The sequence below is a fragment of the Pseudomonas sp. LBUM1674 genome, from assembly GCF_059695635.1.
This window is the reverse complement of record NZ_CP166779.1, coordinates 996105-1021132: the sequence shown is the minus strand read 5'-3', so window position 1 is coordinate 1021132 and position 25028 is coordinate 996105. Positions and strand designations below refer to the sequence as shown.

The window sequence follows — 25028 nt, the reverse complement described above, 5'->3', positions numbered from 1 at the left end:
CTAACTATCCAACCTGAGCACTGCAAGGAAGGCTTCCTGTGGGATTTCCACGTTGCCGACTTGCTTCATGCGTTTTTTACCGGCCTTCTGCTTTTCCAACAGCTTGCGCTTACGGCTAACGTCACCACCGTAGCATTTGGCCAATACGTTCTTTCTGAGTGCCTTGACCGAGGTCCGCGCGATGATCTGCCCGCCGATGGCGGCCTGGATCGCGACGTCGAACATCTGCCGTGGAATCAGTTCTTTCATCTTCTCGGTCAACTGGCGACCTTTGTAGTGCGCGTTATCCTTGTGCACGATCAGCGCCAGCGCGTCGACCTTGTCACCGTTGATCAGCACATCCAGTTTCACCAGATTAGCCGATTGATAACGATCGAAATGGTAGTCCAGCGAAGCATAGCCGCGGCTGGTGGATTTCAGACGGTCGAAGAAGTCCAGCACCACTTCGTTCATCGGCAAATCGTAGGTCACCTGGACCTGGGTACCGAGGAACAGCATGTCGTGTTGTACGCCACGCTTTTCGATGCACAGGGTAATGACGTTGCCCAGGTGCTCTTGCGGCACAAGAATGTTGGCCCGCACGATCGGCTCACGCATGTCTTCAATCGAGGACAGGTCCGGAAGCTTGGACGGGTTGTCGACGTAAATCGTCTCACCGGTTTTCAGCAGCAGCTCGAAAATGACCGTCGGCGCCGTGGTGATCAGGTCCAGGTCGTACTCGCGCTCGAGGCGCTCCTGGATGATTTCCATGTGCAGCATGCCGAGGAACCCGCAACGGAAACCGAAGCCCAGGGCGTCGGAGCTTTCCGGGGTGTACTGCAGGGACGAGTCGTTGAGCGTGAGCTTTTGCAGGGCTTCACGGAAATCTTCGAAGTCGTCGGAGCTGACCGGAAACAGGCCGGCGTAGACCTGCGGCTGAATGCGTTTGAAGCCTGGCAGCACGTCGACGTCCGGCGTGGAGCTCAAGGTCAGGGTGTCACCGACCGGTGCACCGTGAATGTCCTTGATGCCGGCAATGATGAAGCCCACTTCGCCGGCCTTCAGGTCAACGGTGGCGGTGTGTTTCGGGTTGAAGACACCGACGCTGTCCACCAGGTGGATCTTGCCGGTGGACTTGACCAGGATCTTGTCGCCCTTCTTCACACGGCCGTGGCGCACGCGAACCAGGGAAACAACGCCCAGGTAATTGTCGAACCAGGAGTCGATGATCAACGCTTGCAGCGGATCTTCGTAGTTGCCGGTCGGCGCAGGAATGGTGTGAACCAGGCGTTCGAGCACTTCGTCGACGCCCAGGCCGGTCTTGGCACTGCACTCGACCGCATCGGTGGCATCGATGCCGATGATTTTTTCGATTTCTTCTTTGACGCGGTCCGGATCGGCCTGTGGCAGGTCGATCTTGTTCAGGACGGGCATGACTTCCAGGCCCTGCTCGATCGCCGTGTAGCAGTTGGCAACCGACTGCGCTTCAACGCCCTGGCCGGCATCGACCACCAGCAACGCACCTTCACAGGCCGCCAGCGAGCGGCTGACTTCGTAGGTGAAGTCAACGTGGCCCGGGGTATCAATGAAGTTCAGCTGATACTTGATGCCATCGCGAGCGGTGTAATACAGGGTGACGCTGTGGGCCTTGATGGTGATCCCGCGTTCACGTTCCAGGTCCATGGAGTCCAGCACCTGGGCTTCCATTTCGCGCTCGGCAAGGCCGCCGCACATCTGGATGAAGCGATCGGCCAGCGTCGACTTGCCATGGTCAATGTGGGCGATGATGGAGAAATTGCGGATATGACTCAAATCACTCACGGATCAACACTCAAAAAGGCTGCAGGCATAGCCCGCCGAAAAATAGCCGGGAATTGTACCTGATCCACGGCGCAAGCGTCACGTTTGCAGGTCAGACGGCGCCTACAAAAACGCCCCGGTCTTGCGACAGGGGCGTTTTTTGTCATCGACTGGAGCGGAAAATACCCGGAATCAACCGGCCCGGCGCAGCAACCAGAGCCCGGCCAGGGCGCAGATACTGGCCGGTAACAGCACCGCAAGGAGTGGCGGAAAACCGAACACCAGGCTCGAAGGCCCCAGCAAATCCTGGACAATGCGGAAGGTAAAGCCCACCAGCACACCCGTGAACACCCGCTGGCCGAGGGTCACCGAACGCAACGGACCGAAGATGAAGGAAATCGCCATCAGCACCAGGGCCGCGGTGACCAGCGGTTGCAACACCTTGACCCAAAATGCCAGCCAATAACGACCATTGCTCAGGCCCTGGTCAGCCAGGTAGTGGATGTAACCCCACAGGCCGGTGATCGACAGCGAATCGGGGGACATCACCACAGTACTGAGCAATTGCGGGCTCAGCGCCACGCTCCAGCGCTCGACCGGGGTCGTCACCACTTCCGTGCTTTTTTCATGGAATACCGTGGTCGTGACGTCGCTCAACTGCCAGTGATCCTTATCGAATTCCGCGCGCTTGGCGAAGCTCGAAGACAGCATGTGGCGTTGATCATCGAAGCGATAGCGGGTCACGCCATACAGCAGGCCGTTGGGCTGCACCGAGTTGACGTGGATGAACTCATCACCCTGGCGGTGCCACAGACCGTGCTTGGCGCTTTGCGCATCGCCACTGCCCTGCGCCAGGGAGCGATTGGCCTGGGCAGTGATTTCCGTCGCCGGGGCGACGTACTCGCCAATCAGCAGTCCCACGACCATCAGCACCAGCATCGGCTTCATGACCGCCCAGACGATCCGCCCGACCGACACACCGGCCGCGCGCATGATGGTCAGCTCGCTGTGACTGGCCAGACTGCCAAGGCCGATCAGGCAACCGATCAGCGCCGCCATCGGCAACATGTCATAGAGACGGCGTGGCGCGGTCAGCAGGACATAACTCAACACATCGACCAGGGTGTAGGTATCGCTGACGTCCCCCATTTCGTCGATAAAGGCAAACAGCGTCGCCAGACCGAGAATGATCCCCAATACGGCCAGGATCGCCATGAACACGCTGCTACCGATGTAGCGATCGAGCTTAACCACGGGCCACCTCCAGCGCGCTGCGGCGACTCGCCATTTTCAAGCGCAGTGGCTCCCAATAGAGCAGGCCCAGGCCGATGACCAGGAAGATCGCATGCACCCACCATAACCCCAGTGCCGGCGGGATCTTGCCCTTCTCGAGGGCGCCGCGGGCGGCAATCAGGATCGTCAGGTAAGCCATATAAAGAAGAATCGCCGGCAACAGCTTGAGGAAGCGGCCCTGGCGCGGGTTGACTCGCGACAGCGGCACCGCCATCAGGGTCACGATGAACACCAGCAACGGTAATGACAGACGCCATTGCAATTCGGTGCGGGAACGGATGTCGTCGCTGCCCAGCAGGGAACCGGTGGTCATCGCGTCACGGTCGGTGACTTCATCGCTGACGTCCGGCTTGGGCAGCAACACACCGTACTCGTCGTACTTGATCGCCCGGTAGTCGGCCTGACCCGGATTACCGTCATAGCGATAGCCGTTTTCCAGAATCAGGTAGCGATTGCCATCGGGGCGGATTTCCTGACGGCCATTCTCGGCCACCAGCACGGAAATCCCGCGATCCTTCTTGTCGGACGAGATGTTCTTTTGCGAAATGAAGACGCCACCGAGGTTGATGCGGTCACCCGACAGCGTTTCGGTGTAGGTCACCCGCGTCCCGTCACGCAGGGCCTGGAAGCGACCCGGCTCAAGGGTGTCGAACTCGGTCAGGGCGTCCTGTTTGTTCAGCAGCAGCTGGAACTGATTGGCCCCTTGCGGCGCCAGGCTCAGGCTGAGCCACGCCACCACCAATGCAACCAGGGTGGCCGGAAACAACGTCATTGCCAACAGGCGTTGCTGGCTCATGCCGGTGGCCGACAGTACGGTCATTTCGCTTTCAAGGTACAAACGACCGTAGGCCAGCAAAATCCCGAGAAACAGGCCCAACGGCAGAATCAACTGCAAAAAACCCGGCAGACGAAAACCCATGATCAGAAACAGCGAGCCTGGATCCAGAAGACCGGCAGCCGCCTGGGCGAGATATTTGATGAAGCGTCCACTCATGATGATGACCAGCAGCACCGCACTGACGGCGCTCAAGGTCAACAGGACTTCTCGAGACAGATAACGAAAGACAATCAAACCAGACACTCCAGGGTTGTCAGGCTAAGGCGGCCAAACAAGCAAACGTATCAGACGGCCCGCAGGGCAGAGCCGCCGAAAAAGTTGGCGCATTATCCTGTGATTGGGTGCGCCTGTCACTGCGCAATGGTGCGGGGAGGTGTGTAGGAGCCAGCTCGCGCGCGATGGTCGTCAACGATAACGCGGGTAGCCTGGCACCCCGTGGCGGTCTCAGGTTTTTCGCGAGCAGGCTCGCTCCTACAATCGTAAGTCCAAGGGTTGTCAGGCGCAGGCAGCGAGGTTCAAACTGCGGCCTTTGTCGCAGGCCGTGTCTTGCGTCTTTCTATTTATAAGCAAGTTCATACGCTTGCGTTGTTGACCATTCATTCAGGGACCCGGACATGGAACTGGTTGTAAAAAGCGTTAGCCCAGAAACGTTGAAGACCGCCACGCTGGTGGTCGCCGTCGGCGAAGGCAGCAAGCTCGGCGCCACCGCCCGCCAACTCGACGAACTGAGCGGTGGCGCCATCAGCGCGGTGCTCAAGCGTGGCGACCTGGCCGGCAAAGTCGGTCAGAGCCTGTTGCTGCATAGCGTGCCGAACCTCAAGGCCGAGCGTGTGTTGCTGGTGGGTGTTGGCCAGGACGAAGAGCTGGGCGACCGACCGTTCCGCAAAATCATCGCCGGCGTCCTCAACACCCTTAAAGGTCTGGGCGGCAACGATGCCGTGCTGGCCCTGGACGAAGTCGTGGTCAAAGGCCGCGACAGCTATGGCAAGACCCGCCTGCTGGCCGAAACCCTGGTGGACGGCGAATACACCTTCGATCAGTTCAAGAGCCAGAAAGCCGAGCCCCGCACCCTGAAGAAAGTCACCCTGGTGACCATCAAGGCAGCCCAGGCCGAAGTCGAGCGTGCCGTGGCCCATGCCACCGCCATCGCCAATGGCATGGCGTTTACCCGCAACCTGGGCAACCTGCCGCCAAACATCTGCCACCCGACTTTCCTCGGTGAACAGGCGAAGAGCCTGGGTAAGGAGTTCAAGAGCCTGAAAGTCGAAGTCCTCGATGAGAAGAAGATCAAGGACCTGGGCATGGGCTCGTTTTATGCCGTCGGCCAGGGCAGTGCCCAGCCACCGCGCCTGATCGTCATGCAGTACAACGGCGGCAAGAAATCCGAGAAGCCGTACGCACTGGTCGGCAAAGGCATCACCTTCGACACCGGCGGCATCAGCCTGAAACCAGGCGCCGGCATGGATGAAATGAAGTACGACATGGGCGGCGCCGCCAGCGTCTTCGGCACTCTGCGAGCCGTGCTCGAACTGAAACTGCCGATCAACCTGGTGTGCATCCTGGCCTGCGCCGAGAACATGCCGAGCGGCAACGCTGCGCGCCCTGGCGATATCGTCACCACCCTGAGCGGCCAGACCGTGGAAATCCTCAACACCGACGCCGAAGGCCGTCTGGTGCTGTGCGATGCCCTGACCTACTCCGAGCGCTTCAAGCCGCAAGCGGTCATCGACATCGCCACCCTGACCGGCGCTTGCGTCGTCGCACTGGGCTCCCATACCTCGGGCCTGCTGGGCAACAACGACGAACTGATCGGCCAATTGTTGAGCGCCGGCCAATCCGCCGACGACCGCGCCTGGCAACTGCCGTTGTTCGATGAGTACCAGGAACAGCTGGACAGCCCGTTCGCCGACATCGCCAACATTGGCGGTCCGAAAGCCGGCGCCATCACCGCGGCCTGCTTCCTGTCGCGCTTCACCAAGAACCTGAACTGGGCGCACCTGGACATCGCCGGCACGGCGTGGACCAGCGGCGGCAAGGACAAGGGCGCCACTGGCCGTCCGGTTCCACTGCTGACCCAATACCTGCTGGACCGCGCCAAAGTCTGAAACCGATGACTCCGGGCGGTGTCACTTTCGGGAGACGCCGCCCGGGGCTCAGGAACCGCAATGACCAAAGTCGACTTCTACATCCTGCCCAGCGCCGATCCGTCGGCGCAGCTGGATTTCGCCTGCAAGCTCACCGAGAAAGCCTGGCGCATGGGCCACCGCATCTACCTGCATTGCAGCGATGCCGCCCAGCGGGCCGATCTCGATGCGCGCCTGTGGGCCTTCAAGGGCGAAAGCTTCGTGCCTCACGGCCCCGCCGAAAGCGAGCCCGAGGGAGTGATCGTGCTGGGCCTTGGCGATGACTGCGGTCTGCACCAGGATCTGCTGGTCAACCTCGACTTGAAAGTCCCGACCTTCGCCGGGCAATTCGCCCGCGTGGCGGAAGTGGTGGTGGAAGATCCGACGATTCGTCAGGCCGCGCGGGAGAGTTTCCGCTTCTACCGCGAACAGGGCTATCCTCTGCAAGATCACCGTCTACAGCGACTCTGAGCATTCCGATGGACACTCCAAAACAGCAACAGTCCGCGCACCTGCTGGACGACCTCGAGTCGATCCGGCAACTGCTCGGCGACGACAACCTGCAACCGCCCCTGCTGACCGATACGGTCGAGGACGATGACCAGGAACAGATTCCGATGTTGTTCGATACGGTCAGCGCTTCCCAGCCTACCGTCGAACCGACACCGCCCACCCCTGCCGCCGAACCGGCTCCGGACACCACGAGCAAAGGTCCCGATGCCTTGTTGCACCTGGATGGCGAACTGCGCGCCGCCGCCATGCTGATCATGCAAGACGTGATCGACGACTTCGCCCCGCACATCGAAACCGAAATCAAACGCCGCCTCGCTGCGCGGATGGAACGGCTACTCAGTCAATACGAATAACCTCCGCCATTCCAATGTAGGAGCTGCCGCAGGCTGCGATCTTTTGACTTTGATCTTCAGCGTTCTTGAAGACGCCAAAAGATCGCAGCCTGCGGCAGCTCCTACAGGTTAAGTGCCCCGCCCCACAAATAGCCTCCACATTTGATCTGCGCCGTTATCGGGGCTGCGGCTTGTCCGCACTCACTCGCCCTGCGCCCCATGCCCCGCTATACTTGCCGGCTTTTCCTGAATAAATGCCAATAGGGTCCCGCCGCGCATGGATAAGACCTACCAGCCGCACGCCATTGAAACTTCCTGGTACAACACCTGGGAGTCAGAGAATTACTTCGCCCCGCAAGGCGCGGGCGAGTCCTACACCATCATGATCCCGCCGCCGAACGTCACCGGCAGCCTGCACATGGGGCATGGCTTCAACAACGCGATCATGGACGCCCTGATCCGTTTCCGTCGCATGCAGGGTCGCAACACCCTGTGGCAACCGGGCACCGACCACGCCGGTATCGCCACGCAAATGCTGGTGGAGCGCCAACTCGAAGCCCAGGGCCAGAGTCGTCATGACCTGGGCCGTGAGAAATTTCTCGAAAAGGTCTGGGAATGGAAGGATCAGTCCGGCGGCAACATCAGCCGTCAGATCCGCCGCCTCGGCTCGTCCGTGGACTGGAGCCGCGAGCGCTTCACTATGGACGACGGTCTCTCGGAAGCGGTTAAAGAAGCGTTTGTGCGCCTGCACGAAGACGGCCTGATCTATCGCGGCAAGCGCCTGGTCAACTGGGACACCAAGTTGCACACGGCGATTTCCGATCTTGAAGTGGAAAACCACGACGAGAAAGGCTTCCTGTGGAACCTGAAGTACCCGCTGGCCGACGGCGCCAAGACCGCTGAAGGCAATGATTACCTGATCGTCGCGACCACTCGCCCGGAAACCATGCTCGGCGACGCCGCCGTCGCCGTGAACCCGAACGATGAACGCTACCAAGCCTTGATCGGCAAATTTGTCGAGCTGCCGCTGGTCGGCCGCCGCATCCCGATCATCGCCGATGATTATTGCGATCCTGAATTCGGCACCGGCTGCGTGAAAATCACCCCGGCCCACGATTTCAACGACTACGAAGTCGGCAAGCGCCACAACCTGCCGCTGCTGAACATCTTCGACAAGAACGCAGCTGTATTGCCGGCCTGTCAGGTGTTCAACCTCGACGGCACCCTGAACGAAAGCATCGATGGCAAGATCCCGGCCGAATACGCCGGCCTCGACCGCTTCGAAGCGCGCAAGCAGATTGTCGCCGCATTCGATGCCGCCGACCTGTTGGTCAGCGTCAACGATCACGCCCTGAAAGTGCCGAAAGGCGACCGTTCCGGCACCATCATCGAACCGTGGCTGACCGACCAGTGGTACGTGTCGACCAAGCCATTGGCCGAGCCCGCCATTGCCGCCGTTGAAGACGGCCGCATCGCCTTCGTGCCGAAACAGTACGAAAACATGTACTTCTCGTGGATGCGCGACATCCAGGATTGGTGCATCAGCCGTCAGTTGTGGTGGGGCCACCGGATTCCGGCCTGGTACGACGAGTCGGGCAAGGTCTATGTCGGTCGCGACGAAGCCGAAGTACGTGCCAAGCACAACCTCGGCCCGGACGTTGCGCTGCAACAGGACAATGACGTTCTCGACACCTGGTTTAGTTCGGGGCTGTGGACCTTCTCCACCCTCGGCTGGCCTGAGCAGACCGAATTCCTGAAGAAATTCCACTCCACCGACGTGCTGGTCACCGGTTTCGACATCATTTTCTTCTGGGTTGCCCGGATGATCATGCTCACCATGCACTTGGTGAAGAACGAAGACGGCACGCCGCAGGTTCCGTTCAAGACCGTTTACGTCCATGGCCTGGTACGTGATGGCCAGGGCCAGAAAATGTCCAAATCCAAGGGCAACGTCCTGGATCCACTGGACATCATCGACGGCATCGAACTCGAAGACCTGGTGCAGAAACGCACCTCCGGCATGATGCAGCCGAAACTGGCGAAGAAGATCGAGAAGCAGACCCGCGACGAGTTCGCCGACGGCATCGCCAGCTACGGTACCGACGCCCTGCGTTTCACCTTCTGCTCGCTGGCCTCCACCGGCCGCGACATCAAGTTCGACATGGGCCGCGTCGAAGGCTATCGCAACTTCTGCAACAAGATCTGGAACGCTGCGCGTTACGTGCTGGACAAGGGCGAAGACTGTGGTCAGAACGGCGAAGCTTACGAACTATCGCTGGCGGATCGCTGGATCATTTCGCAGCTGCAACGCACCGAAGCCGAAGTGACCCGTCAACTCGATCAGTTCCGTTTCGACCTGGCCGCACAAGCCTTGTACGAGTTCATCTGGAACCAGTATTGCGACTGGTACCTGGAACTGTCCAAGCCTGTGCTGTGGGACGAAAACGCGCCGGTCGAACGTCAGCGCGGCACCCGCCGCACGCTGGTTCGGGTGCTGGAAGTCGCGTTGCGCCTGGCGCACCCGTTCATGCCGTTCATCACCGAAGAAATCTGGCAGCGAATCGCACCGCTGGCCGGTATCGAAGGCAAGACGATCATGCTGCAACCGTGGCCAGTGGCCAATGAAGAGCGCATCGATCCGGCTGCCGAAAACGACATCGAATGGCTCAAGGGCCTGATGCTCGGCACGCGCAACATTCGTGGCGAAATGAACATCGGTCCAGGCAAACCGCTGAACCTGTTCCTGAAAAATGTCAGCGCCGAAGATCAGCGTCGTCTCACCGAGAACGAAGCCCTGCTGAAGAAACTGGCTCGCCTCGAATCGATCACTGTGTTGGCTGCTGGTGAAGAAGCACCGCTGTCCGCCACCGCACTGGTTGGCGAGATGGAAGTGCTGGTGCCAATGGCCGGCTTGATCGACAAAGACGCCGAGCTGGCACGTCTGGACAAGGAAATCCTGCGTCTGCAGGGCGAAGTCCAGCGCGTGGGCGGCAAACTGTCCAATGCCGGTTTCGTCGACAAGGCTCCGGCCGAAGTCATCGACAAGGAACGCGCCAAACTGGCTGAAGCCGAACAGGCTTTGGGCAAATTGGCCGAGCAGCATGCGCGGATTGCCAGCCTGTAACGGCAAATCGCAATGAAAACGGGAGGCATGGCGGCCTCCCTTTTTTATGCCTGCCACTTTCTCCCAAACACCGTGAATCCCCTGTGGGAGCGAGCTTGCTCGCGATGAGGCCATCACATTCAACATCGATGCTGGATGCTCGGCCGCCATCGCGAGCAAGCTCGCTCCCACAAGGGGACATGCGGTGAACGTCACAATTGAGTTCACAACAGCTGAATGTGGGACAATACCCGTCACTTTTAGCCATACCCGAATCGACAACGCCCATGAACGCCCCCCGCACACCCAGACCTGCGCGCAAGAAGCCCGAATCCGCGACCCCGGCCAAAGCCGTGGAACCACGCGAGAAGGCCAGCCTGCATCCGCGCAACCGCCACCAGGGTCGCTACGACTTCCCGGCGCTGATCAAAACCACGCCGGAACTGGCGAAGTTTGTGATCATCAACCCATATGGCAAGGAAAGCATCGACTTCGCCAGCCCTGACGCGGTGCGGGTGTTCAACCGGGCGCTGCTCAAGTCGTTCTACGGCGTCGCCCATTGGGACATCCCGGCGGATTACCTCTGCCCACCGGTTCCGGGCCGTGCCGATTACGTGCACTTCCTTGCCGACCTGCTGGCCAGCGTGAATGACGGCGAGATTCCTCGCGGCGCACCGGTCAAAGTGCTCGATATCGGCATGGGCGCCAACTGCGTCTACCCGTTGATCGGTTACAGCGACTACCGCTGGCACTTCCTCGGTTCGGAAATTGATCCGACCGCCGTGGCTGCCGCCAAAGCCATCGTGCAGTCCAACGGGCTGAACAAAGCCATCCAGTTGCGCCTGCAGAGCAATCCCAAGCACATTCTGCTGGGCCTGCTGGAACCGGGTGAACGCTTTGACCTGACCATGTGCAACCCGCCGTTTCACGCCTCGATGGACGAGGCGACCAAGGGTAGCGAGCGTAAATGGCGCGCGCTGGGCCGGGCCGACCCAAAACGCAAACTGCCGGTGCTGAACTTTGGCGGTCAGTCGGCTGAATTGTGGTGTGAAGGTGGCGAAGCACGGTTTGTGACGCAACTGATCGCCGAGAGTGCGCACTTCCAGCACAAAGTGCTTTGGTTCAGCACACTGGTCTCGAAAGCCTCAAACCTGCCTGCGATCCAGACGGCGCTGAAAAAGGCCGGCGTATTGGAAAGCCAGGTGGTGGAAATGTCCCAGGGGCAGAAGCAAAGCCGCTTTGTCGCCTGGACCTTCCAGACCAAATCCGAGCAGCAGGTCTGGCGCGAACGCTGGGCGCGCAAGAGCTGAGTGAAGGCTTCATTCGTGAGCTGCTGAAAATCAAATGTGGGAGCGGGCTTGCTCGCGAAGGCGGAGTGTCAGTCACCATAAAAGTCGACTGACACATCGCCTTCGCGAGCAAGCCCGCTCCCACATTGGTCTACCGGTGTCTATGGTAAATCGCGGACACAAAAAAACCGTGCCCGGATTGCTCCGTCGCACGGTTTTTTTAACAAATCTTACTTGTTGACCGCGTCGGTCAGGCCTTTGGCCACAACCAGCTTGATCACTTTCTTGGCAGCGATTTCGATGGCAGCGCCAGTCGAAGGGTTACGGCCAGTACGGGCAGGACGCTCGGTCACTTTCAGCTTGCCGATACCTGGCAGGGTGATTTCGCCGCCGTTTTCCAGCTGATCGGCAACGATTTGGCCCAGTTGGTCCAGAGCGTTACGCGCGGTGGTTTTTGGCGCGTCGATAGCTTCAGCGATGTCGGCGATCAGTTGGTCTTTAGTAAGAGCCATGTAGTGTTCCTTCCCTATCAAATTCATATGGATTGCAGAGTGCAGTGTCAGCCATCGAGCCCGATCTTCTGGATCTGGCACCCTCGGCCAATAACCACGGGATCGGGGTTATAGATACCGAAATCAGGGTTTGGTTCGACCTGACAAATGCTGAATGCACGCTTAACGCAGTGACTTCGCGTAAGACCGGGCAAAACTAGCACAGAGACGGGGAAATATCCGCCTCTAGCTACCCAATTGGTCAGCTTTATTGCACTAAAGCTGCAAAAAACTGCATAAGCACCGTCGCAGGGCTGCGAATTGCCCTTGGTGCCGCGCCAAAACCAATGGTTGCGGTACACTGGGCGCTTTTTCGGGGAGCACGCCCTCCTCTCTTCAACCAGCCGAGAAGCCCATGCCGATCCGCCATTGCATCGTCCACCTGATCGACAAAAAACCCGACGGCACGCCCGCAGTTCTCCACGCTCGCGATTCCGAATTGGCCGAGTCGAGCGCCATCGAGTACATGCTTGCCGACCTTAATGAGAGCTACAACGCCAAACAAGGCAAGGCCTGGGGTTTCTTCCATGCCGAGTCCGGGGCGCACCCGTTCAGCGGCTGGCTGAAGGAATACCTTGATGGCGGCAAGGACTTCACAGCGTTCAGCCGGGTGGCGGTGGAACATCTGCAAAAGCTGATGGAGGAATCGAACCTCTCTGTGGGCGGCCACGTGCTGTTTGCGCATTATCAGCAAAGCATGACCGATTACCTGGCGATCGCGCTGCTGCACCACAGTGAAGGCGTTGCAGTGACCGAACAGCTGGACGTGACCCCCTCCCGGCACCTGGACCTGGGCCAATTGCACCTGGCGGCACGGATCAACGTCTCCGAGTGGCAGAACAACAAGCAGTCCAGGCAGTACATTTCGTTCATCAAAGGCAAGAACGGGAAAAAGGTATCGGAATATTTCCGCGATTTCATCGGCTGCCAGGAAGGCGTCGACGGCCCGGGCGAAACCCGCACCTTGCTCAAGGCTTTCAGCGACTTCGTCGAAAGCGAAGACCTGCCGGAAGAGTCCGCGCGCGAGAAGACCAAGACCCTGGTCGATTACGCCAGCAGCCAGGCCAAAATGGGCGAACCCATGGGTCTGGAAGAGCTCTCGGAGCTGATCGACGAAGAAAGGCCGAAAGCCTTCTACGATCACATCCGCAACAAGGACTACGGTCTGTCGCCGGAGATTCCGGCGGATAAACGTACCCTGAACCAGTTCCGCCGCTTCACGGGCCGTGCCGAAGGCCTGTCGATCAGCTTCGAAGCACACCTGCTGGGCTCGAAGATCGAATATGACGAAGAAGCCGGCACGCTGATCATCAAAGGGCTGCCGACCCAACTCACCGACCAGCTCAAGCGACGCAACTGATGCTGCCCGGGGTCCTGAAGAAATGCCTGCTGATCCTGCTGGTGGTTGTGGTGTACCAGAACTGGGGCAAGATCGAGCGGGTGTTCAACCCCTCGCAGATGGCGTCCGAGCAGACCCGGGCCAACGCCAGGGTCGTGCTTTATGCCACCGAATGGTGTGGCTACTGCAAACTGACCCGGCGTTTTCTCGACCAGAAAGGCATTGCCTACAATGAATTCGATATCGAGAAGGACGCCGAGGCGCGCAAGGCCTATGAGGCGCTGGGTGGCGGCGGGATCCCGATCATCGATGTGAACGGGACATTGATTCGCGGGTATGACCCGGACGCCATTCTTGCCGCGCTGAAATAAGCCGAAGATCAAAAGATCGCAGCCTTCGGCAGCTCCTACAGGTGTACACCCATCCCCTGTAGGAGCTGGCTTGCCAGCGAAAGCGGTGGGTCAGTCGACACATGTATCGCCTGGACGGACGCCTTCGCTGGCAAGCCAGCTCCTACAGGGGGTGCAAGCCAAGAAATCCGTGGTTAGCGCTTACTGCGCTTCGATACGGAACCCGAACCGCGGAAAGTGCACATGCACCACGCCGCCACGCTCGTCCTCACGCCGTAGAATCAACTCTTCGCTGCCCGCGAACAGCAGCTCCCCCGCTACCGGATCAACGCCGTAATCGGTTGCGGCAATCACCACCTGCTGGCCCGCCTCAAACCCATTTGGTTCATCGAACCGCTCATCCGGCAACGCCGCCGGCGTGGCATTGCGCGCGACCTCCAGCGCTTCCTTGGACGTCATCTCGCTAAACGCGCCATGACCGAAGCCCATCACGCGCCCCAACCACGCCGAAACCGCCGGATAGGTGTCAACCAGCGGTGAAGTCACCGGCGTCGCCTTGAGGAACCACAACGAATGAGCCAGGGCAAAGTCGGCAATCGACGGCTCGCCCAACAGGAAGTCGCCCTGCTCGCGCTGAAGCTGTTGCTCCAGGCGTGCCATGATCGTTGGCCATTGATGCCGGGCCTGCTCGGCCGACAAGCGTGTGGCGCTGCCACCGCTGAACAACCCGGCGCGATCGGCAATGAACGCCTTGATCGCTTCCGGCGGCATGGAGCCGAAGCGTACGGCGATCGATTCCGGTTGAAACACCAGGCTGACCGCATGCTGGAATACCACCGAATCCGCCCAGGCCGCGAATGTCGCAGCGATCATTTCCTGGCCTTCCGGAAAGAACGCCGGCAAGGCTTTTTCCTGCTCCAGACGACGGGCGATCAATGCGGTATCGCAATAAATATCAGCGCCGATCTGCAACACCGGCGTCTTGCGGTAGCCGCCGGTCAACGCCGTCAGGTCGGGTTTAGGCATCACCGGCGAAATCTTCACCGAGCGCCAGGACAGACCCTTGAAGCCCAACAGTAAGCGGGCCTTTTCGGCAAAAAGGGACGTCGGGTAATGATGAAGAATCAACTCTGACATGCTCGGCTCCGCCGCACGGGTAAGGAGTTCGCAGCTTAGCGCGCAATCCACCCGCAGCCCACCGATCTGCCTGATGGGAACTTATCAGTCAGATTGATAAGCCCGCAGTCGCACTCGCGACCAGGCACTCCTTGGCGCTTTTCTTGAGCTTTTTGATCAGCCGCTCCTGCCGCAGGGCGTCGCTTTTGTCGCGGCAGACTTCGGTATATACCAACGCCACGGCCGGGCTGGACAGGAAAAACCGCGCGCCTTTGCCACGCTGGTGAGCGGCAAAGCGGCGGGCCGGGTCGTCGCTGACCCCGCAGTAGAGCGAACCGTTGGCCGCGCGCACGAGGTAGACGAACCAGGGTTTGCTCACCGGTGTTTCGGCGTCGACGGGCTTTTCGCTGAGGCTGGTCACGTAACAATCAAGGCTTGAAAGGAAACAAACGGTGATCTTATCAGCGACTGGCCTGGAATGCCTTCAGCCCCTTCAACGCCTGAGCGCGAACGGCGTTGCGCACCGCTGGCGTCCAGCCCAACAGCAGCCCCTTGAAACCCAGCGCCTGTCGGGACCAGGCCCACATATCGAAGCTATCGTGATGCTCGCAAATCTTGCCGTCGCGAAAAACGAAGCGTGCCTGGATATCATTGACCACGGTGTTGCCGGTCTGGCTGAACAGGTAGGTCGCCACCCAGTGCGCACCGCCGGTGCGTTCATCACTGCGCACGTTATCGAATGTCAGGGAGAAATCCCTGGCCCGAGTGGTGAGCATGCGCCACATGTCACCGGCATCGCGGCCGCGCAGCTCACCGAACGCCGGATCACTGAACACCACGTCATCGGTGTAACAGGCGCTCATGGCCTCGGCATCGAGCCGCTGGAAGGCTTGGTAGAACTGGGTGATCAATGCGCTATGGCCATCACTCATGGGCAGGCTCCGGACGTTCGTGAGATTGCCTGCACGATAGTCTGCAAACACAGGGAAGACCATCGGCATTCGTGGCTCGAATACCGTGACTGCCCGGGCACGCCGACGACCTAACAGGCCATGCCGCTGTCGCGGGCATAGGCAAAGAGATCCACGTCGGTGGAAATGCCCAGCCTGTGCATGGCCATGTTTTTCTGCTTGCTGATGGTTGAAACGCTGCGGTTGAAGTGGCCGGCGATTTCACTGACGGTCATCCCGCTGGCGAGCATTCTTACGACTTCATTTTCTTTGGCAGTCAGTGACGGTTTCGTTGACGAATTACCGGTGCCGGCCTGAACCATCGCCGTGCGCAAGAGTTCGCTGACAAAACGCTGCCCTTCGCTCACCGATCTGATCGCTGTGGGCAACTCTTTGGCCGACGCGCCTTTGGCAACGATCGCCATCACGCCTTCAGTGAGTGCTGATCTCAGCGTCGCGACGTTGGCAAACATCGTGACCAGAATAATCCGAATTGACGGGTAGCGACGTCGCACCGTGCCCAGCATCTTCAGGCCATCAGCCTGCAGGTCACCCGGCATGCTGAAATCCGTGATCAACAGATCGCAGGGGGTGGTTGATAGAAGGCTCAACAGGCTATCCGGACCCTCGGCTTCCCCAACGACCACACATGTCCCGCAGAGATCGATGAGCATCCGCAACCCGATGCGAACGACAGGATGGTCGTCAGCAATAATTACGCGCATTGTCGGATTTGTCCTGTTTGGTGACTGGAATGCGCGAAAAATAGCGCCGTCCTGTGCCAATCACAACGACCAATCCATATCGCGAAACTGCTTCTCCCAATGTATTCAAGGCTCTGCTCTTTCTCCTATAAAACAAAGAGAAACCCCCTACACTTGAAAGCTATATCTCCCACATCGAAGGGCTACATACAACGCGACGGAAGTTGATGATCAGTACTCCGTAACACGTTCATACACCGGGCGGTCCATTTTCGTATTAGTTGCATTCCACCTCTCTACCTCGACCGATAGAGTGCGCCCTGTCCGCGCAGGACAACTCTCAATAATCATTCAAGGAAGAATCAACATATGAACATACAACTTATGAACAAACAGTTACCCCTATTGACCGCAGCGTTGCTACTGGCCGGTGCTTCGTCCGTTTTTGCCGCTTCCCCGGACCTGGTCATTAAAGGCATCATCACTCCGGCAGCCTGCACGCCCAGTCTGCCTAGCAGTGGAATTGATTATGGAAAAATTTCGGCCAAAAAGCTTAACCAGACCGAAGCGACGTTTCTAGGTCGCACCGCCTTGCAATTGAACGTTATTTGCGATGCCGCAACTTTGTTTGCGCTGGACCTCGTAGACAATCGTCCAAATTCATCGATTTATCCTTTCAATATGTATGGCTTAGGTCTGATCAACACCAACGAAAAGCTCGGTGGATTCGATTTTACGTATGACAGTGCAATCACGGAAACCGGTTCAAAAGAAGTGCTAGGTTCTATCGACCAAGGCAAAACGTGGACAAGTTACGACGGCGCCGGCATCCCTCCTGGTACGTGGGCTGCCTTTGGCGATCGCTCTACCGGAAGCTGGTTGCCAGTTGCAATCAAGCAACTGGCCGTAAATATGAACGTAGGCGCATTTATCGCCCGTGCTGACAGCCTGACCCTGACCCACGAGGTGCCTATCGACGGCCATGCAACCCTCGAAGTCAAGTATTTATAAACCATTGTCTTTAACGGGCAGCGCCGGGCCATTTGCGTTGCCCACTGGGTCATATTCGACTACCCCAAGAGACACATCATGACGATGTTTTTAACTGGCACGCGCCATCTGCTCCACGGCGGCATTGGCGCACTCGCTCTCCTGCTGACCGCGCAGGCCCAGGCTGACGGCATGGTTCCGGACACCTCGGTGGTGATTGTCAACGAGGCCGACGGCGAAGCATCCGTATCAGTCACCAACACTGACGCCACCCTGGCGTTGATGCACGTCACTATCGAAAACATTCCTGAGGACTCTGAACCCCTGGTGTTCGTAACGCCCCCGCTGGCACGCGTCGAAGCCTCGAAAACCCAATTGGTACGGTTCATTCTCCAATCGGAAAAACCCCTGCTCACCCAACGCTTGAAACGGGTGATTTTTGAAGGCATACCGCAAGGAAAACCCGCCGCCGAAGCCGGACATGCCCGTGTCGGCGTAACGGTGCGCCAGAACTTGCCGGTAATCCTTCACCCCAAAGGCCTGGCGCCTAATCGCACGCCCTGGACCGATCTGCAATGGTCGCTACAGGACGGTCAACTGACGGTGCGCAACGAAACACCTTACGTGGTCCGTCTGAGCCAGGAAGTGCAATTGCTGCCTTCTGCTGGCAACACGATGCTGCCAAAAACGTACGTGTTGCCCGGCGAACACATCAGCATTGCGGTGCCTGAAGGGAACGCCACACAAGTGCGCTTTCAGCCGGCCACCGTCTACGGCTTCGCGGTACCGCACTACGAGGCGCCCATCAAATTCTGAAACCACAACTATTCCACAGTGCCCCAAAGGCACCGTGAGCGCCGCTGTTTCAAAGCGACGGCGTTTAGCCGTTGCCACGAGCGAGCCTGAAGCCACGGCAAAACAGGCCAGTACGCAGGCATAACCCAAGTGACCCCCCATGAACACAGTATGGATTTACCGTGATGGCGAAGCCGTGCCCGCTATTCGGCCCGGCGCCCGTCCTCACCTGTTGCGGCGGCGAGCCACGGTAGCATTACTGCTGACCAACGCTTTGATGTTGCTCGACGCCCACGGTGATGTTTCGATTCCGCCGTCGTTCGACCAAAACACGTTGCTGCAGCGCGGTATCGATCCGGCGCTGGCGACTTTGCTGATGCAAACGCCGCGATTCACGGCCGGAAGGCACCCGGTCACCCTCACGGTCAACGGCCAGCGCCATGGCCGGATCGACGCCACGTTCAATCGCGAAGGCGCGTTGTGCTTCGATCGCGCCCTGCTCGATGAGGGCAACCTGAATGTGCCCACTCGAACGCTGGACGATGGCCGCTGCCACGATTTCCTCAACACCTCGCCGCAAACCGTCATCGAGCAGGACCCGGCGAGCCTGGGCTTGTCCTTGATCGTACCCACCGATGCGATACGCCCGACCAGCCGGGATTTCTCTGGCTATCAAACCGGTGGCGTTGCCGGTCTGCTCAATTACGACGTCACCGGTTTACACAGCCGCTCTGGCGACCAATCGAGTCGCTACGCCTCGGCCAACACCGAACTCGGTTTCAACGCCGGTGACTGGGTCGTGCGCAGTCGCCAGGTGCAAACCTGGCAGGACGACGTTTCACGCACGACTCATATCGCGGCATACGCCCAACGCACCTTCGCCAGCCTGGAAGCGGTGCTGCAAGCGGGTCAGATCAACCTCTACAACCCGGTACTGGCCGGCGCGCAGATCACCGGCGTACAGGTCCTGACCGAGCAAGCGCTGCAGAAAGAAGGACAAAGCGCGATGATTGAAGGTATCGCCCATAGTCAGGCGCAGATCGAAGTCCGGCAAAACGGTTCATTGATTCATTCTACGGTGGTACCCGCAGGCCCGTTTGCGCTTAATAACGTGCGTCGCCTCAATACCCGCTCCGACGTTGAAGTCACCATCAAGGAGGCCGATGGCAGCGAGCGCAGCTTTACCGTCCCTGCGGCGATGCTCGGCATCGGCTTGCCAGCTCCCGGTTATTCGCTGGCGGCCGGTCAGGTGCGCAGTATCGGTGACGAACAGGACAGCGATCCCTGGGTGATCAGTGGCGGCTGGAGCGGTGCACTCCACCCGCAGATCCTGCTCAGCGCAGGCCTGACCGGTGCCGCCGACTATCGCGCGGCGGGTGCAAGCGTGGGCCTGCTACCCTCACCCGTCACGCAGGTTCAAGCCACGCTGACAGGCGCTGACGCCAGTGGCAGAGAAGCCAGTCAGGGACTTCAAGCCGATCTGAGTGTATCGCACCGATTGAGCGAGCAATGGGCGTTCAATGCAGGCAGTTCTTACCGGACCTTTGGCTACCGGGAGCTGGAAGACGCCGTGTTCGACGGCACTACCGACAGTCGTAAATCCCGCTACCGCGATCAACAAAGCGCGGGCCTGTCCTGGTCTCACCCGTGGTTGGGCGCCTTCAGCGGTGGCTTCAGCCGATCAAGCGCGTTCGACGGCGGAAGCAGCAGCCGTGCCCTGGCTTCGTGGGGCACCAACATCGGCGGTGTGTCGGTCTCGGCGACGGCAGAATGGCAGCTCAGCGGCGCGAGCCGCAGCGATGATAGCGTCTACCTGAACCTCAGCATTCCCTTGGGAGAGAACCGCCGGGCGCGCAGCTGGGTGCGCAGCTCCGCTGGCGAATACCGCAGCGGAGTGGGCTTGAATGAACAGATCAATGATCAATTGGGTTACCGCGTCGGCGTTGAACACGATACGCGCGACAGACAGGTGCAATCCTCCGTCGGCGTTTCGCTGCTGCCTCGCTACAGTCAGCTGGACCTGAACTACACCCGCGCAGATGCCGAACGTTCCAGCTATCAGGCCAGCGCTCGCGGCGGCGCCGTGCTGCACGGCGGTGGCTTGACGCTGTCGCCCTATCCTGTGAGCGACACCTTTGCCCTGCTCTCGGTGGGTGACATGAGCGCGATCAAAGTGACAACGCCCAGCGGCCCGGTCTGGACCGATTGGCAAGGACAGGCCGTGGTCCCTCAAGTCAGCGCTTACGGTCGCAGTCCCGTCGAAGTCGACACCAAAACCCTGCCGCGCAATGCCGATATCCATAACGGGTTGGCGGTGATTGCGGCCGGCCGCGGTGCCGTTGACAACGTCGAGTTCGGCATCACCATGACCCGTCGTGCCTTGCTCAAAGTCACCACCGCCAACGGTGCACCTCTGCCGCGCGGCGCCGCCGTGAATACTGGGGATGGCGAGTTCGTCACCTTGGTGCAGGACGGCGGACTGGTGTTTCTGCCCAATGTCCTCGATCTCCGTGAGTTGTGGATCACCGCACCAGGGCTGGACCGCTGCGAACTGCGTTTCCAATTGCCGACCGACGCCGACACCGAGGCGTATTACGAGACCGCCCCCGCCGAGTGCCGAGCCCTCTGAGGATGACTTCATGAAACTGTCCCGCTACTTTTTTCTGACCATGGTTCCCTTGGCGCTGAGTGGATTCACCCCGCTGACCTGGGCGTCCGCTGATGATTGCCAGTTCAACCTGAGTCAGCCCGTGCTCGATTACGGGCTGATGAACCGGGCGATTCGGCCCGATTCAGCCCCCGAGCGCACCTTGGGCGAGCGTCGTTTGAGCCTTAGCCTGAGCTGTTCGCAACCCGTTGACATGAGCCTGTTTTACAGGGCAATGGCAGCAACCGCCGAACGTTTTCACTTTGCCGACCGCGGCAGCTACCAGGTCCGTATTCGCGACGCGGTACTGGATGGCCGATCGGTGGAGATCGGGTTGATTGCCCGTGTCGGCCAGCCGCCCGCAGAAACGGCAGCGAGCCTGATTTGGCGGCCGGAGCACGGGGTTGTTCCCGTGCAAGCGGGTGTGCCGTTGCAAGGTCGTAGTTTCTCGGCACAGCTTGAGCTGACCGCCTGGGTTCAAGACCAAGGGATGCAGGTGCGTGACACAGTCACTTGGGACGCTTCGGGTGTGTTCGATGCCGTGGGTGTGGGGCTCACCAGAGAGGCCACCCTACGCGCCCGTTTCGCTCCGGCAGCCTGCGAACCGGCGCTTTCCAACGGCGGCTTGGTCGATTTCGGCACGCTCGGTAAAAGCGACCTTAACAGTGACAAAAGCACTCGCCTGCCGCCCAAGTCACTGACATTGAGGGTCAGTTGCGATGCGCCCACTTCATTCGCCCTGATCATGCATGACAACCGCTCAGGCTCGGCAACGGTCAACAGCGAGATTTACTACGGCCTGAATGTCGATAACCGCAACAACAAGATTGGCCTGTACTCACTGAACATCGACCCGGCTGACGTCAGTGCCGACAGCTTCGCCCGCCTCTATCGAACCGACTCCACCACCGGCGGCAACGCCTGGAGTACCGCCAACTCGACCCCGATTCCGTTTGGCCAAAACAGCTACCTGGGTTTCACCGACAGCGCAGGCAGCACTGCGGGGCCGGTGGCGATTCAGAACCTCACGACCACCGTGGCGGTCGAGGCCGTCATCGCCCCCATGAACAGCCTGGACCTGAGTACCGCCATCGAGCTCGATGGCTCGGGGACGATCGAGATTATTTACCTTTAACACCCAACCCAATCCTGCTGAACACGGGGCGCACTGGAGCACCTCGTTACCACCAAGGAAAACAACCATGACAGCGGGTAAAAAAATGAAAAAGTACCTTGCAGCACTCTCCTCCACCGTGCTGATCAGCGTTGCGCCCTATGCACTGGCGGCTTCAAGCACTGATCTGACTGTCACAGTTGTCTACTTGTAGCCATGTTCAGACCTTTTCGCTGACCACCTGAACGTACAGCGAACGCCCCGCGCCGAGACCGGCGATGATTGCGCCGAGGCCTATCACGCCGAAAATCCAGCCCAGGGCAGTCCAGCCGCCGGTCCAGTCATGCACGATGCCGACCGCGAACGGCCCCATGGACGCCAGGGTGTAACCGAAGCCCTGGGCCATGCTCGACAGGTTGGCTGCGACATGTGAATCCCGCGAGCGCAGCACGATCAGGGTCAAGGCCAGGCTGAACGTACCACCCTGCCCCAGACCCAGCAGGATCGCCCAGCCCCACAGGCCTTCGATCGGTGCATAGAGGCAACCGAACAAGCCGCCAAGGGTCAGCAGCATGACGATGACGATCGCCAGACGCTGATCCTTGCCACGAGTCGCCAGCCATGGCGCCGCCAATGAACTTGCCAGCTGAACTATGACCGAGCCTGATAGCACCAGACCCGCCTGGGTCGGCGTCAGGCCGCGACCGATCAGGATCGACGGCAACCAGCCGAACACGATGTAGGCCAGAGAAGATTGCAAGCCCATGTAGAGGGTCACTTGCCAGGCCAGTGGATCACGCAACAGACCGCGAACCCGATACGCGACGTTGTGCGCGCCATGTTTCTGACCCACTTGCGGCAACCAGAAAATCGCCGCGACCAACGCCGGAATCACCCAGAAGCCCAGACCCAATGCCCAGCTCTGGTCGAAATGCTCGCTCAATGGCACCGTGGCGCCGGCCGCCATTGCTGCGCCCAGGCACAGGGCCATGGTGTAGACACCGGTCATGGTACCGGCGTGTTTCGGGAAATCACGCTTGACGATACCCGGCAGCAATACGCCGATCACACCAATGCTCGCGCCGGCCAGCACGCTACCGGCAAACAGACCGATCTCGCCGAACGAGCTGCGCAGAATGATCCCGCCAGCGAGCATCAGCAAAATCCCCAACACCACCCGCTCGGCACCAAAACGTCGTGCCAGCACGGGCGCCAGCGGTGCGAACAAGCCAAGGCAGAGCACCGGCAACGTCGTCAACAACCCGGCCTGTGCCGAAGACAAGCCGAGGGTCTTCGACACCTCGCTGAGCATTGGCGCCATGCTCGACAGTGCCGGGCGCAGGTTCAGCGCCACCAGGATCAGGCCCAGCAATAACAGCCACGGACGGCGCAGGATCGGATGACTGTGCTGGACCGTTTCGTCATCGGCCTCAGCGTCGATCAGCAGTTCTGCGAGCTCCGCCTTGCGTTTGGCTTGGGTGATGTGGCTATTGCTGGACATGGCATTCTCGGTTGCAAGGTTCATTGATCAGCCGCCTCGACAAGGCTTTGGCCCGCTCCGGGTCGCGTTGCTCGACGGCATCGAGCAGTTCGATATGCAGGTCGAACACTGCCTGGCGTCGGGGGCTGACATTCAAGGTCTGGCGCAAATGCGCGCCGACGATGCTGGAAAAATAGCGATACAACTCGCTGAGGGTCGGGTTGTGCGCGGCATCCACCAGACGCCGGTGGAACACCAGATCGCAGGCGATGTAGGTGTCGAGGTCACCGTGGTAGTGACTGCCACTGACGCCCAACGCTTCGCGCAATGCCGCCAGGTCTTCATCGGTGCGGCGCAACGCCGCCAGGCCGATGGCTTCGACTTCCAGGATGTGCCGGGTCTCACGCGCCTGCTCAGGAGAGCAGCGGGACAAGGCTTTCATGGTGTCCAGGGGGTCAAGCACCGCCCGCAGGTAGCTGCCGTCGCCCTGGCGGATGTCGATCAAACCGGAAAACGCCAACACGCGCATGGCTTCGCGCACCGTGTTGCGGCTGATGCCCAGTTCCGCAGACAGCTCAGGCTCGGTGGGCAAGCGTTGGCCGACGGTCCAAACGCCTTGGGTGATACGCAGGCGCAACTGGTCCAGGGCCTGATCGACCAGGGATCGTTTGATTAATGGAGAGGTTTCTGACACAGGATTCGCCCCTTTCATCCAATCATAGGATGAATTTCCTGACATGTTAGTCAGCTTTGTCCGCGAGGGCAACCCGGCATTTCACGGCCCCCTGTAGGAGCTGGCTTGCCAGCGAAGGCGATACTCCATCCAACATTAACGGTGACTGACACACCGCTTTCGCTGGCAAGCCAGCTCCTACAGGGGGAACGTGTGTTTCTTCAGGCAAAAATAAACCCGGAACCAGGTCCGGGTTTATTTCACTGCCAGGCGTCGATCAATGCAGGATCTGGCTCAGGAACAACTTGGTACGCTCATTCTGCGGGTTATCGAAGAAGTCGTTCGGCGCAGCCTGTTCGACGATTTCGCCTTTGTCCATGAAGATCACGCGGTTGGCCACGGTGCGGGCGAAGCCCATTTCGTGGGTCACGCAGAGCATGGTCATGCCGTCTTCGGCCAAGCCGATCATGGTGTCGAGCACTTCTTTGACCATTTCCGGATCGAGTGCCGAGGTCGGTTCGTCGAACAACATGATTTTCGGTTTCATGCACAGCGCACGGGCAATCGCTACACGCTGCTGCTGGCCGCCGGACAGTTGCCCCGGGTATTTATGCGCCTGCTCCGGAATGCGTACGCGCTCCAGGTAATGCATGGCGATTTCCTCGGCCTTGCGCTTGGGCATCTTGCGCACCCACATCGGCGCCAGGGTGCAGTTCTGCAGGATGGTCAGGTGCGGGAACAGGTTGAAGTGCTGGAATACCATGCCGACTTCACGGCGTACCGATTCGATCTGCTTGAGGTCGTTGGTCAGCTCCACGCCATCGACCACGATGCGGCCCTGCTGGTGCTCTTCCAGACGGTTGAGGCAGCGGATGGTGGTGGATTTGCCGGAACCCGATGGGCCGCACAGCACGATACGCTCGCCCTGCTTGACGTTCAGGTTGATGTCTTTCAACACATGGAACTGGCCATACCACTTGTTCACGCCCTGCATCTGAATAATGCCTTCAGGGCTCACAGGCTGTTTGATCGCTTCACTCATAAACTAC

General features: G+C 59.7%; 23 protein-coding genes and 1 pseudogene. 13 read left to right on the top strand and 11 right to left on the bottom strand.

Annotated elements, in window-relative coordinates; translation table 11 throughout:
* The 3 genes from lepA to lptF all read right to left on the bottom strand — a co-directional run bounded on the left by lepA (nucleotide 1) and on the right by lptF (nucleotide 4144).
* Nucleotides 1-1800, bottom strand: coding sequence for a translation elongation factor 4 (lepA, locus tag ACA067_RS04700; protein ID WP_162441056.1), 1800 nt, complete (start codon nucleotides 1798-1800; stop codon nucleotides 1-3).
* 171 nt (nucleotides 1801-1971) lie between these two features.
* Nucleotides 1972-3033, bottom strand: a complete 1062-nt coding sequence (gene lptG, locus ACA067_RS04695) for an LPS export ABC transporter permease LptG (RefSeq protein WP_497460796.1) — start codon at nucleotides 3031-3033, stop codon at nucleotides 1972-1974.
* On the bottom strand, nucleotides 3026-4144 hold the full coding sequence (lptF, locus tag ACA067_RS04690; RefSeq protein WP_497460795.1) for an LPS export ABC transporter permease LptF: 1119 nt from the start codon (nucleotides 4142-4144) through the stop codon (nucleotides 3026-3028). The genes lptG and lptF overlap by 8 nt, the downstream gene beginning before the upstream one ends.
* Before the next feature lie 164 nt (nucleotides 4145-4308).
* Here lptF and ACA067_RS04685 point away from each other — a divergent pair.
* From ACA067_RS04685 to rlmF, 6 genes and pseudogenes are all read left to right on the top strand, one after another.
* A pseudogene (locus tag ACA067_RS04685) lies at nucleotides 4309-4389 on the top strand (outer membrane lipoprotein carrier protein LolA); the annotation flags it as partial.
* A 135-nt stretch (nucleotides 4390-4524) separates the two neighbouring features.
* Nucleotides 4525-6015 (top strand): leucyl aminopeptidase, encoded by a 1491-nt coding sequence (locus ACA067_RS04680; protein WP_497460794.1) that lies wholly within the window; start codon nucleotides 4525-4527, stop codon nucleotides 6013-6015.
* Between the two features lie 60 nt (nucleotides 6016-6075).
* A complete protein-coding gene (locus ACA067_RS04675) occupies nucleotides 6076-6504 on the top strand; it encodes a DNA polymerase III subunit chi (protein WP_497460793.1) in 429 nt (142 codons plus the stop codon).
* A gap of 8 nt (nucleotides 6505-6512) precedes the next feature.
* Complete coding sequence (locus tag ACA067_RS04670) at nucleotides 6513-6899, top strand: DNA polymerase III subunit chi (protein ID WP_497455420.1); 387 nt, start codon at nucleotides 6513-6515, stop codon at nucleotides 6897-6899.
* A 256-nt stretch (nucleotides 6900-7155) separates the two neighbouring features.
* A complete protein-coding gene (locus ACA067_RS04665; RefSeq protein ID WP_497460792.1) occupies nucleotides 7156-10002 on the top strand; it encodes a valine--tRNA ligase in 2847 nt (948 codons plus the stop codon).
* A 266-nt stretch (nucleotides 10003-10268) separates the two neighbouring features.
* Nucleotides 10269-11291 (top strand): 23S rRNA (adenine(1618)-N(6))-methyltransferase RlmF, encoded by a 1023-nt coding sequence (gene rlmF, locus ACA067_RS04660; protein WP_497460791.1) that lies wholly within the window; start codon nucleotides 10269-10271, stop codon nucleotides 11289-11291.
* 209 nt (nucleotides 11292-11500) lie between these two features.
* On the opposite strand, the gene ACA067_RS04655 is transcribed toward rlmF, so the two are convergent.
* A complete protein-coding gene (locus ACA067_RS04655; protein WP_007905514.1) occupies nucleotides 11501-11782 on the bottom strand; it encodes an HU family DNA-binding protein in 282 nt (93 codons plus the stop codon).
* A 394-nt stretch (nucleotides 11783-12176) separates the two neighbouring features.
* Here ACA067_RS04655 and yejK point away from each other — a divergent pair, with 394 nt between their 5' ends.
* Nucleotides 12177-13181 (top strand): nucleoid-associated protein YejK, encoded by a 1005-nt coding sequence (yejK, locus tag ACA067_RS04650; protein WP_497460790.1) that lies wholly within the window; start codon nucleotides 12177-12179, stop codon nucleotides 13179-13181.
* Nucleotides 13181-13531, top strand: coding sequence for a glutaredoxin family protein (locus tag ACA067_RS04645; RefSeq protein ID WP_497460789.1), 351 nt, complete (start codon nucleotides 13181-13183; stop codon nucleotides 13529-13531). The genes yejK and ACA067_RS04645 overlap by 1 nt, the downstream gene beginning before the upstream one ends.
* Nucleotides 13532-13711: 180 nt before the next feature.
* Here ACA067_RS04645 and ACA067_RS04640 read toward each other — a convergent pair whose 3' ends face one another.
* From ACA067_RS04640 to ACA067_RS04625, 4 genes are all read right to left on the bottom strand, one after another.
* Entirely contained in the window at nucleotides 13712-14647 is a 936-nt protein-coding gene (locus ACA067_RS04640) for a glutathione S-transferase family protein (RefSeq protein ID WP_497460788.1), read from the bottom strand.
* 88 nt (nucleotides 14648-14735) lie between these two features.
* Nucleotides 14736-15047 carry a GIY-YIG nuclease family protein gene (locus tag ACA067_RS04635; RefSeq protein ID WP_497460787.1) on the bottom strand — a complete coding sequence of 104 codons (312 nt, stop codon included), beginning with the start codon at nucleotides 15045-15047 and terminating at the stop codon, nucleotides 14736-14738.
* Nucleotides 15048-15087: 40 nt separating this feature from the next.
* Nucleotides 15088-15558 carry a nuclear transport factor 2 family protein gene (locus tag ACA067_RS04630; protein WP_497460786.1) on the bottom strand — a complete coding sequence of 157 codons (471 nt, stop codon included), beginning with the start codon at nucleotides 15556-15558 and terminating at the stop codon, nucleotides 15088-15090.
* Nucleotides 15559-15668: 110 nt separating this feature from the next.
* On the bottom strand, nucleotides 15669-16301 hold the full coding sequence (locus tag ACA067_RS04625; RefSeq protein WP_497460785.1) for a response regulator: 633 nt from the start codon (nucleotides 16299-16301) through the stop codon (nucleotides 15669-15671).
* A gap of 348 nt (nucleotides 16302-16649) precedes the next feature.
* Here ACA067_RS04625 and ACA067_RS04620 point away from each other — a divergent pair, with 348 nt between their 5' ends.
* The 5 genes from ACA067_RS04620 to ACA067_RS04600 all read left to right on the top strand — a co-directional run bounded on the left by ACA067_RS04620 (nucleotide 16650) and on the right by ACA067_RS04600 (nucleotide 22040).
* A complete protein-coding gene (locus ACA067_RS04620; protein WP_497460784.1) occupies nucleotides 16650-17291 on the top strand; it encodes a DUF1120 domain-containing protein in 642 nt (213 codons plus the stop codon).
* A gap of 78 nt (nucleotides 17292-17369) precedes the next feature.
* A complete protein-coding gene (locus ACA067_RS04615) occupies nucleotides 17370-18086 on the top strand; it encodes a fimbria/pilus chaperone family protein (protein WP_497460783.1) in 717 nt (238 codons plus the stop codon).
* A 139-nt stretch (nucleotides 18087-18225) separates the two neighbouring features.
* Nucleotides 18226-20694 carry a fimbria/pilus outer membrane usher protein gene (locus tag ACA067_RS04610; RefSeq protein ID WP_497460782.1) on the top strand — a complete coding sequence of 823 codons (2469 nt, stop codon included), beginning with the start codon at nucleotides 18226-18228 and terminating at the stop codon, nucleotides 20692-20694.
* A 10-nt stretch (nucleotides 20695-20704) separates the two neighbouring features.
* Nucleotides 20705-21847: a DUF1120 domain-containing protein gene (locus tag ACA067_RS04605; RefSeq protein ID WP_497460781.1), complete on the top strand. Its 1143-nt coding sequence runs from the start codon at nucleotides 20705-20707 to the stop codon at nucleotides 21845-21847.
* A gap of 67 nt (nucleotides 21848-21914) precedes the next feature.
* Nucleotides 21915-22040: a hypothetical protein gene (locus tag ACA067_RS04600; protein ID WP_497460780.1), complete on the top strand. Its 126-nt coding sequence runs from the start codon at nucleotides 21915-21917 to the stop codon at nucleotides 22038-22040.
* 6 nt (nucleotides 22041-22046) lie between these two features.
* On the opposite strand, the gene ACA067_RS04595 is transcribed toward ACA067_RS04600, so the two are convergent.
* The 3 genes from ACA067_RS04595 to ACA067_RS04585 form a co-directional block, all read right to left on the bottom strand.
* On the bottom strand, nucleotides 22047-23351 hold the full coding sequence (locus tag ACA067_RS04595) for a CynX/NimT family MFS transporter (protein ID WP_497460779.1): 1305 nt from the start codon (nucleotides 23349-23351) through the stop codon (nucleotides 22047-22049).
* Entirely contained in the window at nucleotides 23314-24000 is a 687-nt protein-coding gene (locus tag ACA067_RS04590; protein ID WP_497460778.1) for a FadR/GntR family transcriptional regulator, read from the bottom strand. The genes ACA067_RS04595 and ACA067_RS04590 overlap by 38 nt, the downstream gene beginning before the upstream one ends.
* Nucleotides 24001-24256: 256 nt before the next feature.
* The gene (locus ACA067_RS04585; RefSeq protein WP_038981658.1) at nucleotides 24257-25021 is read right to left on the bottom strand and encodes an amino acid ABC transporter ATP-binding protein; all 765 of its coding nucleotides are present in this window, start codon (nucleotides 25019-25021) and stop codon (nucleotides 24257-24259) included.
* Nucleotides 25022-25028 lie beyond the last annotated feature (7 nt).

What these genes read in the sequence shown, in the direction of transcription:
- ACA067_RS04680 (WP_497460794.1), top strand. Translation starts at nt 4,525, where the DNA reads ATGGAACTGGTTGTAAAAAGCGTTAGCCCAGAAACGTTGAAGACCGCC.
- ACA067_RS04675 (WP_497460793.1), top strand. Translation starts at nt 6,076, where the DNA reads ATGACCAAAGTCGACTTCTACATCCTGCCCAGCGCCGATCCGTCGGCG.
- ACA067_RS04670 (WP_497455420.1), top strand. Translation starts at nt 6,513, where the DNA reads ATGGACACTCCAAAACAGCAACAGTCCGCGCACCTGCTGGACGACCTC.
- ACA067_RS04665 (WP_497460792.1), top strand. Translation starts at nt 7,156, where the DNA reads ATGGATAAGACCTACCAGCCGCACGCCATTGAAACTTCCTGGTACAAC.
- rlmF (WP_497460791.1), top strand. Translation starts at nt 10,269, where the DNA reads ATGAACGCCCCCCGCACACCCAGACCTGCGCGCAAGAAGCCCGAATCC.
- ACA067_RS04655 (WP_007905514.1), bottom strand. Translation starts at nt 11,782, where the DNA reads ATGGCTCTTACTAAAGACCAACTGATCGCCGACATCGCTGAAGCTATC.
- yejK (WP_497460790.1), top strand. Translation starts at nt 12,177, where the DNA reads ATGCCGATCCGCCATTGCATCGTCCACCTGATCGACAAAAAACCCGAC.
- ACA067_RS04645 (WP_497460789.1), top strand. Translation starts at nt 13,181, where the DNA reads ATGCTGCCCGGGGTCCTGAAGAAATGCCTGCTGATCCTGCTGGTGGTT.
- ACA067_RS04640 (WP_497460788.1), bottom strand. Translation starts at nt 14,647, where the DNA reads ATGTCAGAGTTGATTCTTCATCATTACCCGACGTCCCTTTTTGCCGAA.
- ACA067_RS04630 (WP_497460786.1), bottom strand. Translation starts at nt 15,558, where the DNA reads ATGAGTGATGGCCATAGCGCATTGATCACCCAGTTCTACCAAGCCTTC.
- ACA067_RS04625 (WP_497460785.1), bottom strand. Translation starts at nt 16,301, where the DNA reads ATGCGCGTAATTATTGCTGACGACCATCCTGTCGTTCGCATCGGGTTG.
- ACA067_RS04620 (WP_497460784.1), top strand. Translation starts at nt 16,650, where the DNA reads ATGAACATACAACTTATGAACAAACAGTTACCCCTATTGACCGCAGCG.
- ACA067_RS04615 (WP_497460783.1), top strand. Translation starts at nt 17,370, where the DNA reads ATGACGATGTTTTTAACTGGCACGCGCCATCTGCTCCACGGCGGCATT.
- ACA067_RS04610 (WP_497460782.1), top strand. Translation starts at nt 18,226, where the DNA reads ATGAACACAGTATGGATTTACCGTGATGGCGAAGCCGTGCCCGCTATT.
- ACA067_RS04605 (WP_497460781.1), top strand. Translation starts at nt 20,705, where the DNA reads ATGAAACTGTCCCGCTACTTTTTTCTGACCATGGTTCCCTTGGCGCTG.
- ACA067_RS04600 (WP_497460780.1), top strand. Translation starts at nt 21,915, where the DNA reads ATGACAGCGGGTAAAAAAATGAAAAAGTACCTTGCAGCACTCTCCTCC.
- ACA067_RS04595 (WP_497460779.1), bottom strand. Translation starts at nt 23,351, where the DNA reads ATGAACCTTGCAACCGAGAATGCCATGTCCAGCAATAGCCACATCACC.
- ACA067_RS04585 (WP_038981658.1), bottom strand. Translation starts at nt 25,021, where the DNA reads ATGAGTGAAGCGATCAAACAGCCTGTGAGCCCTGAAGGCATTATTCAG.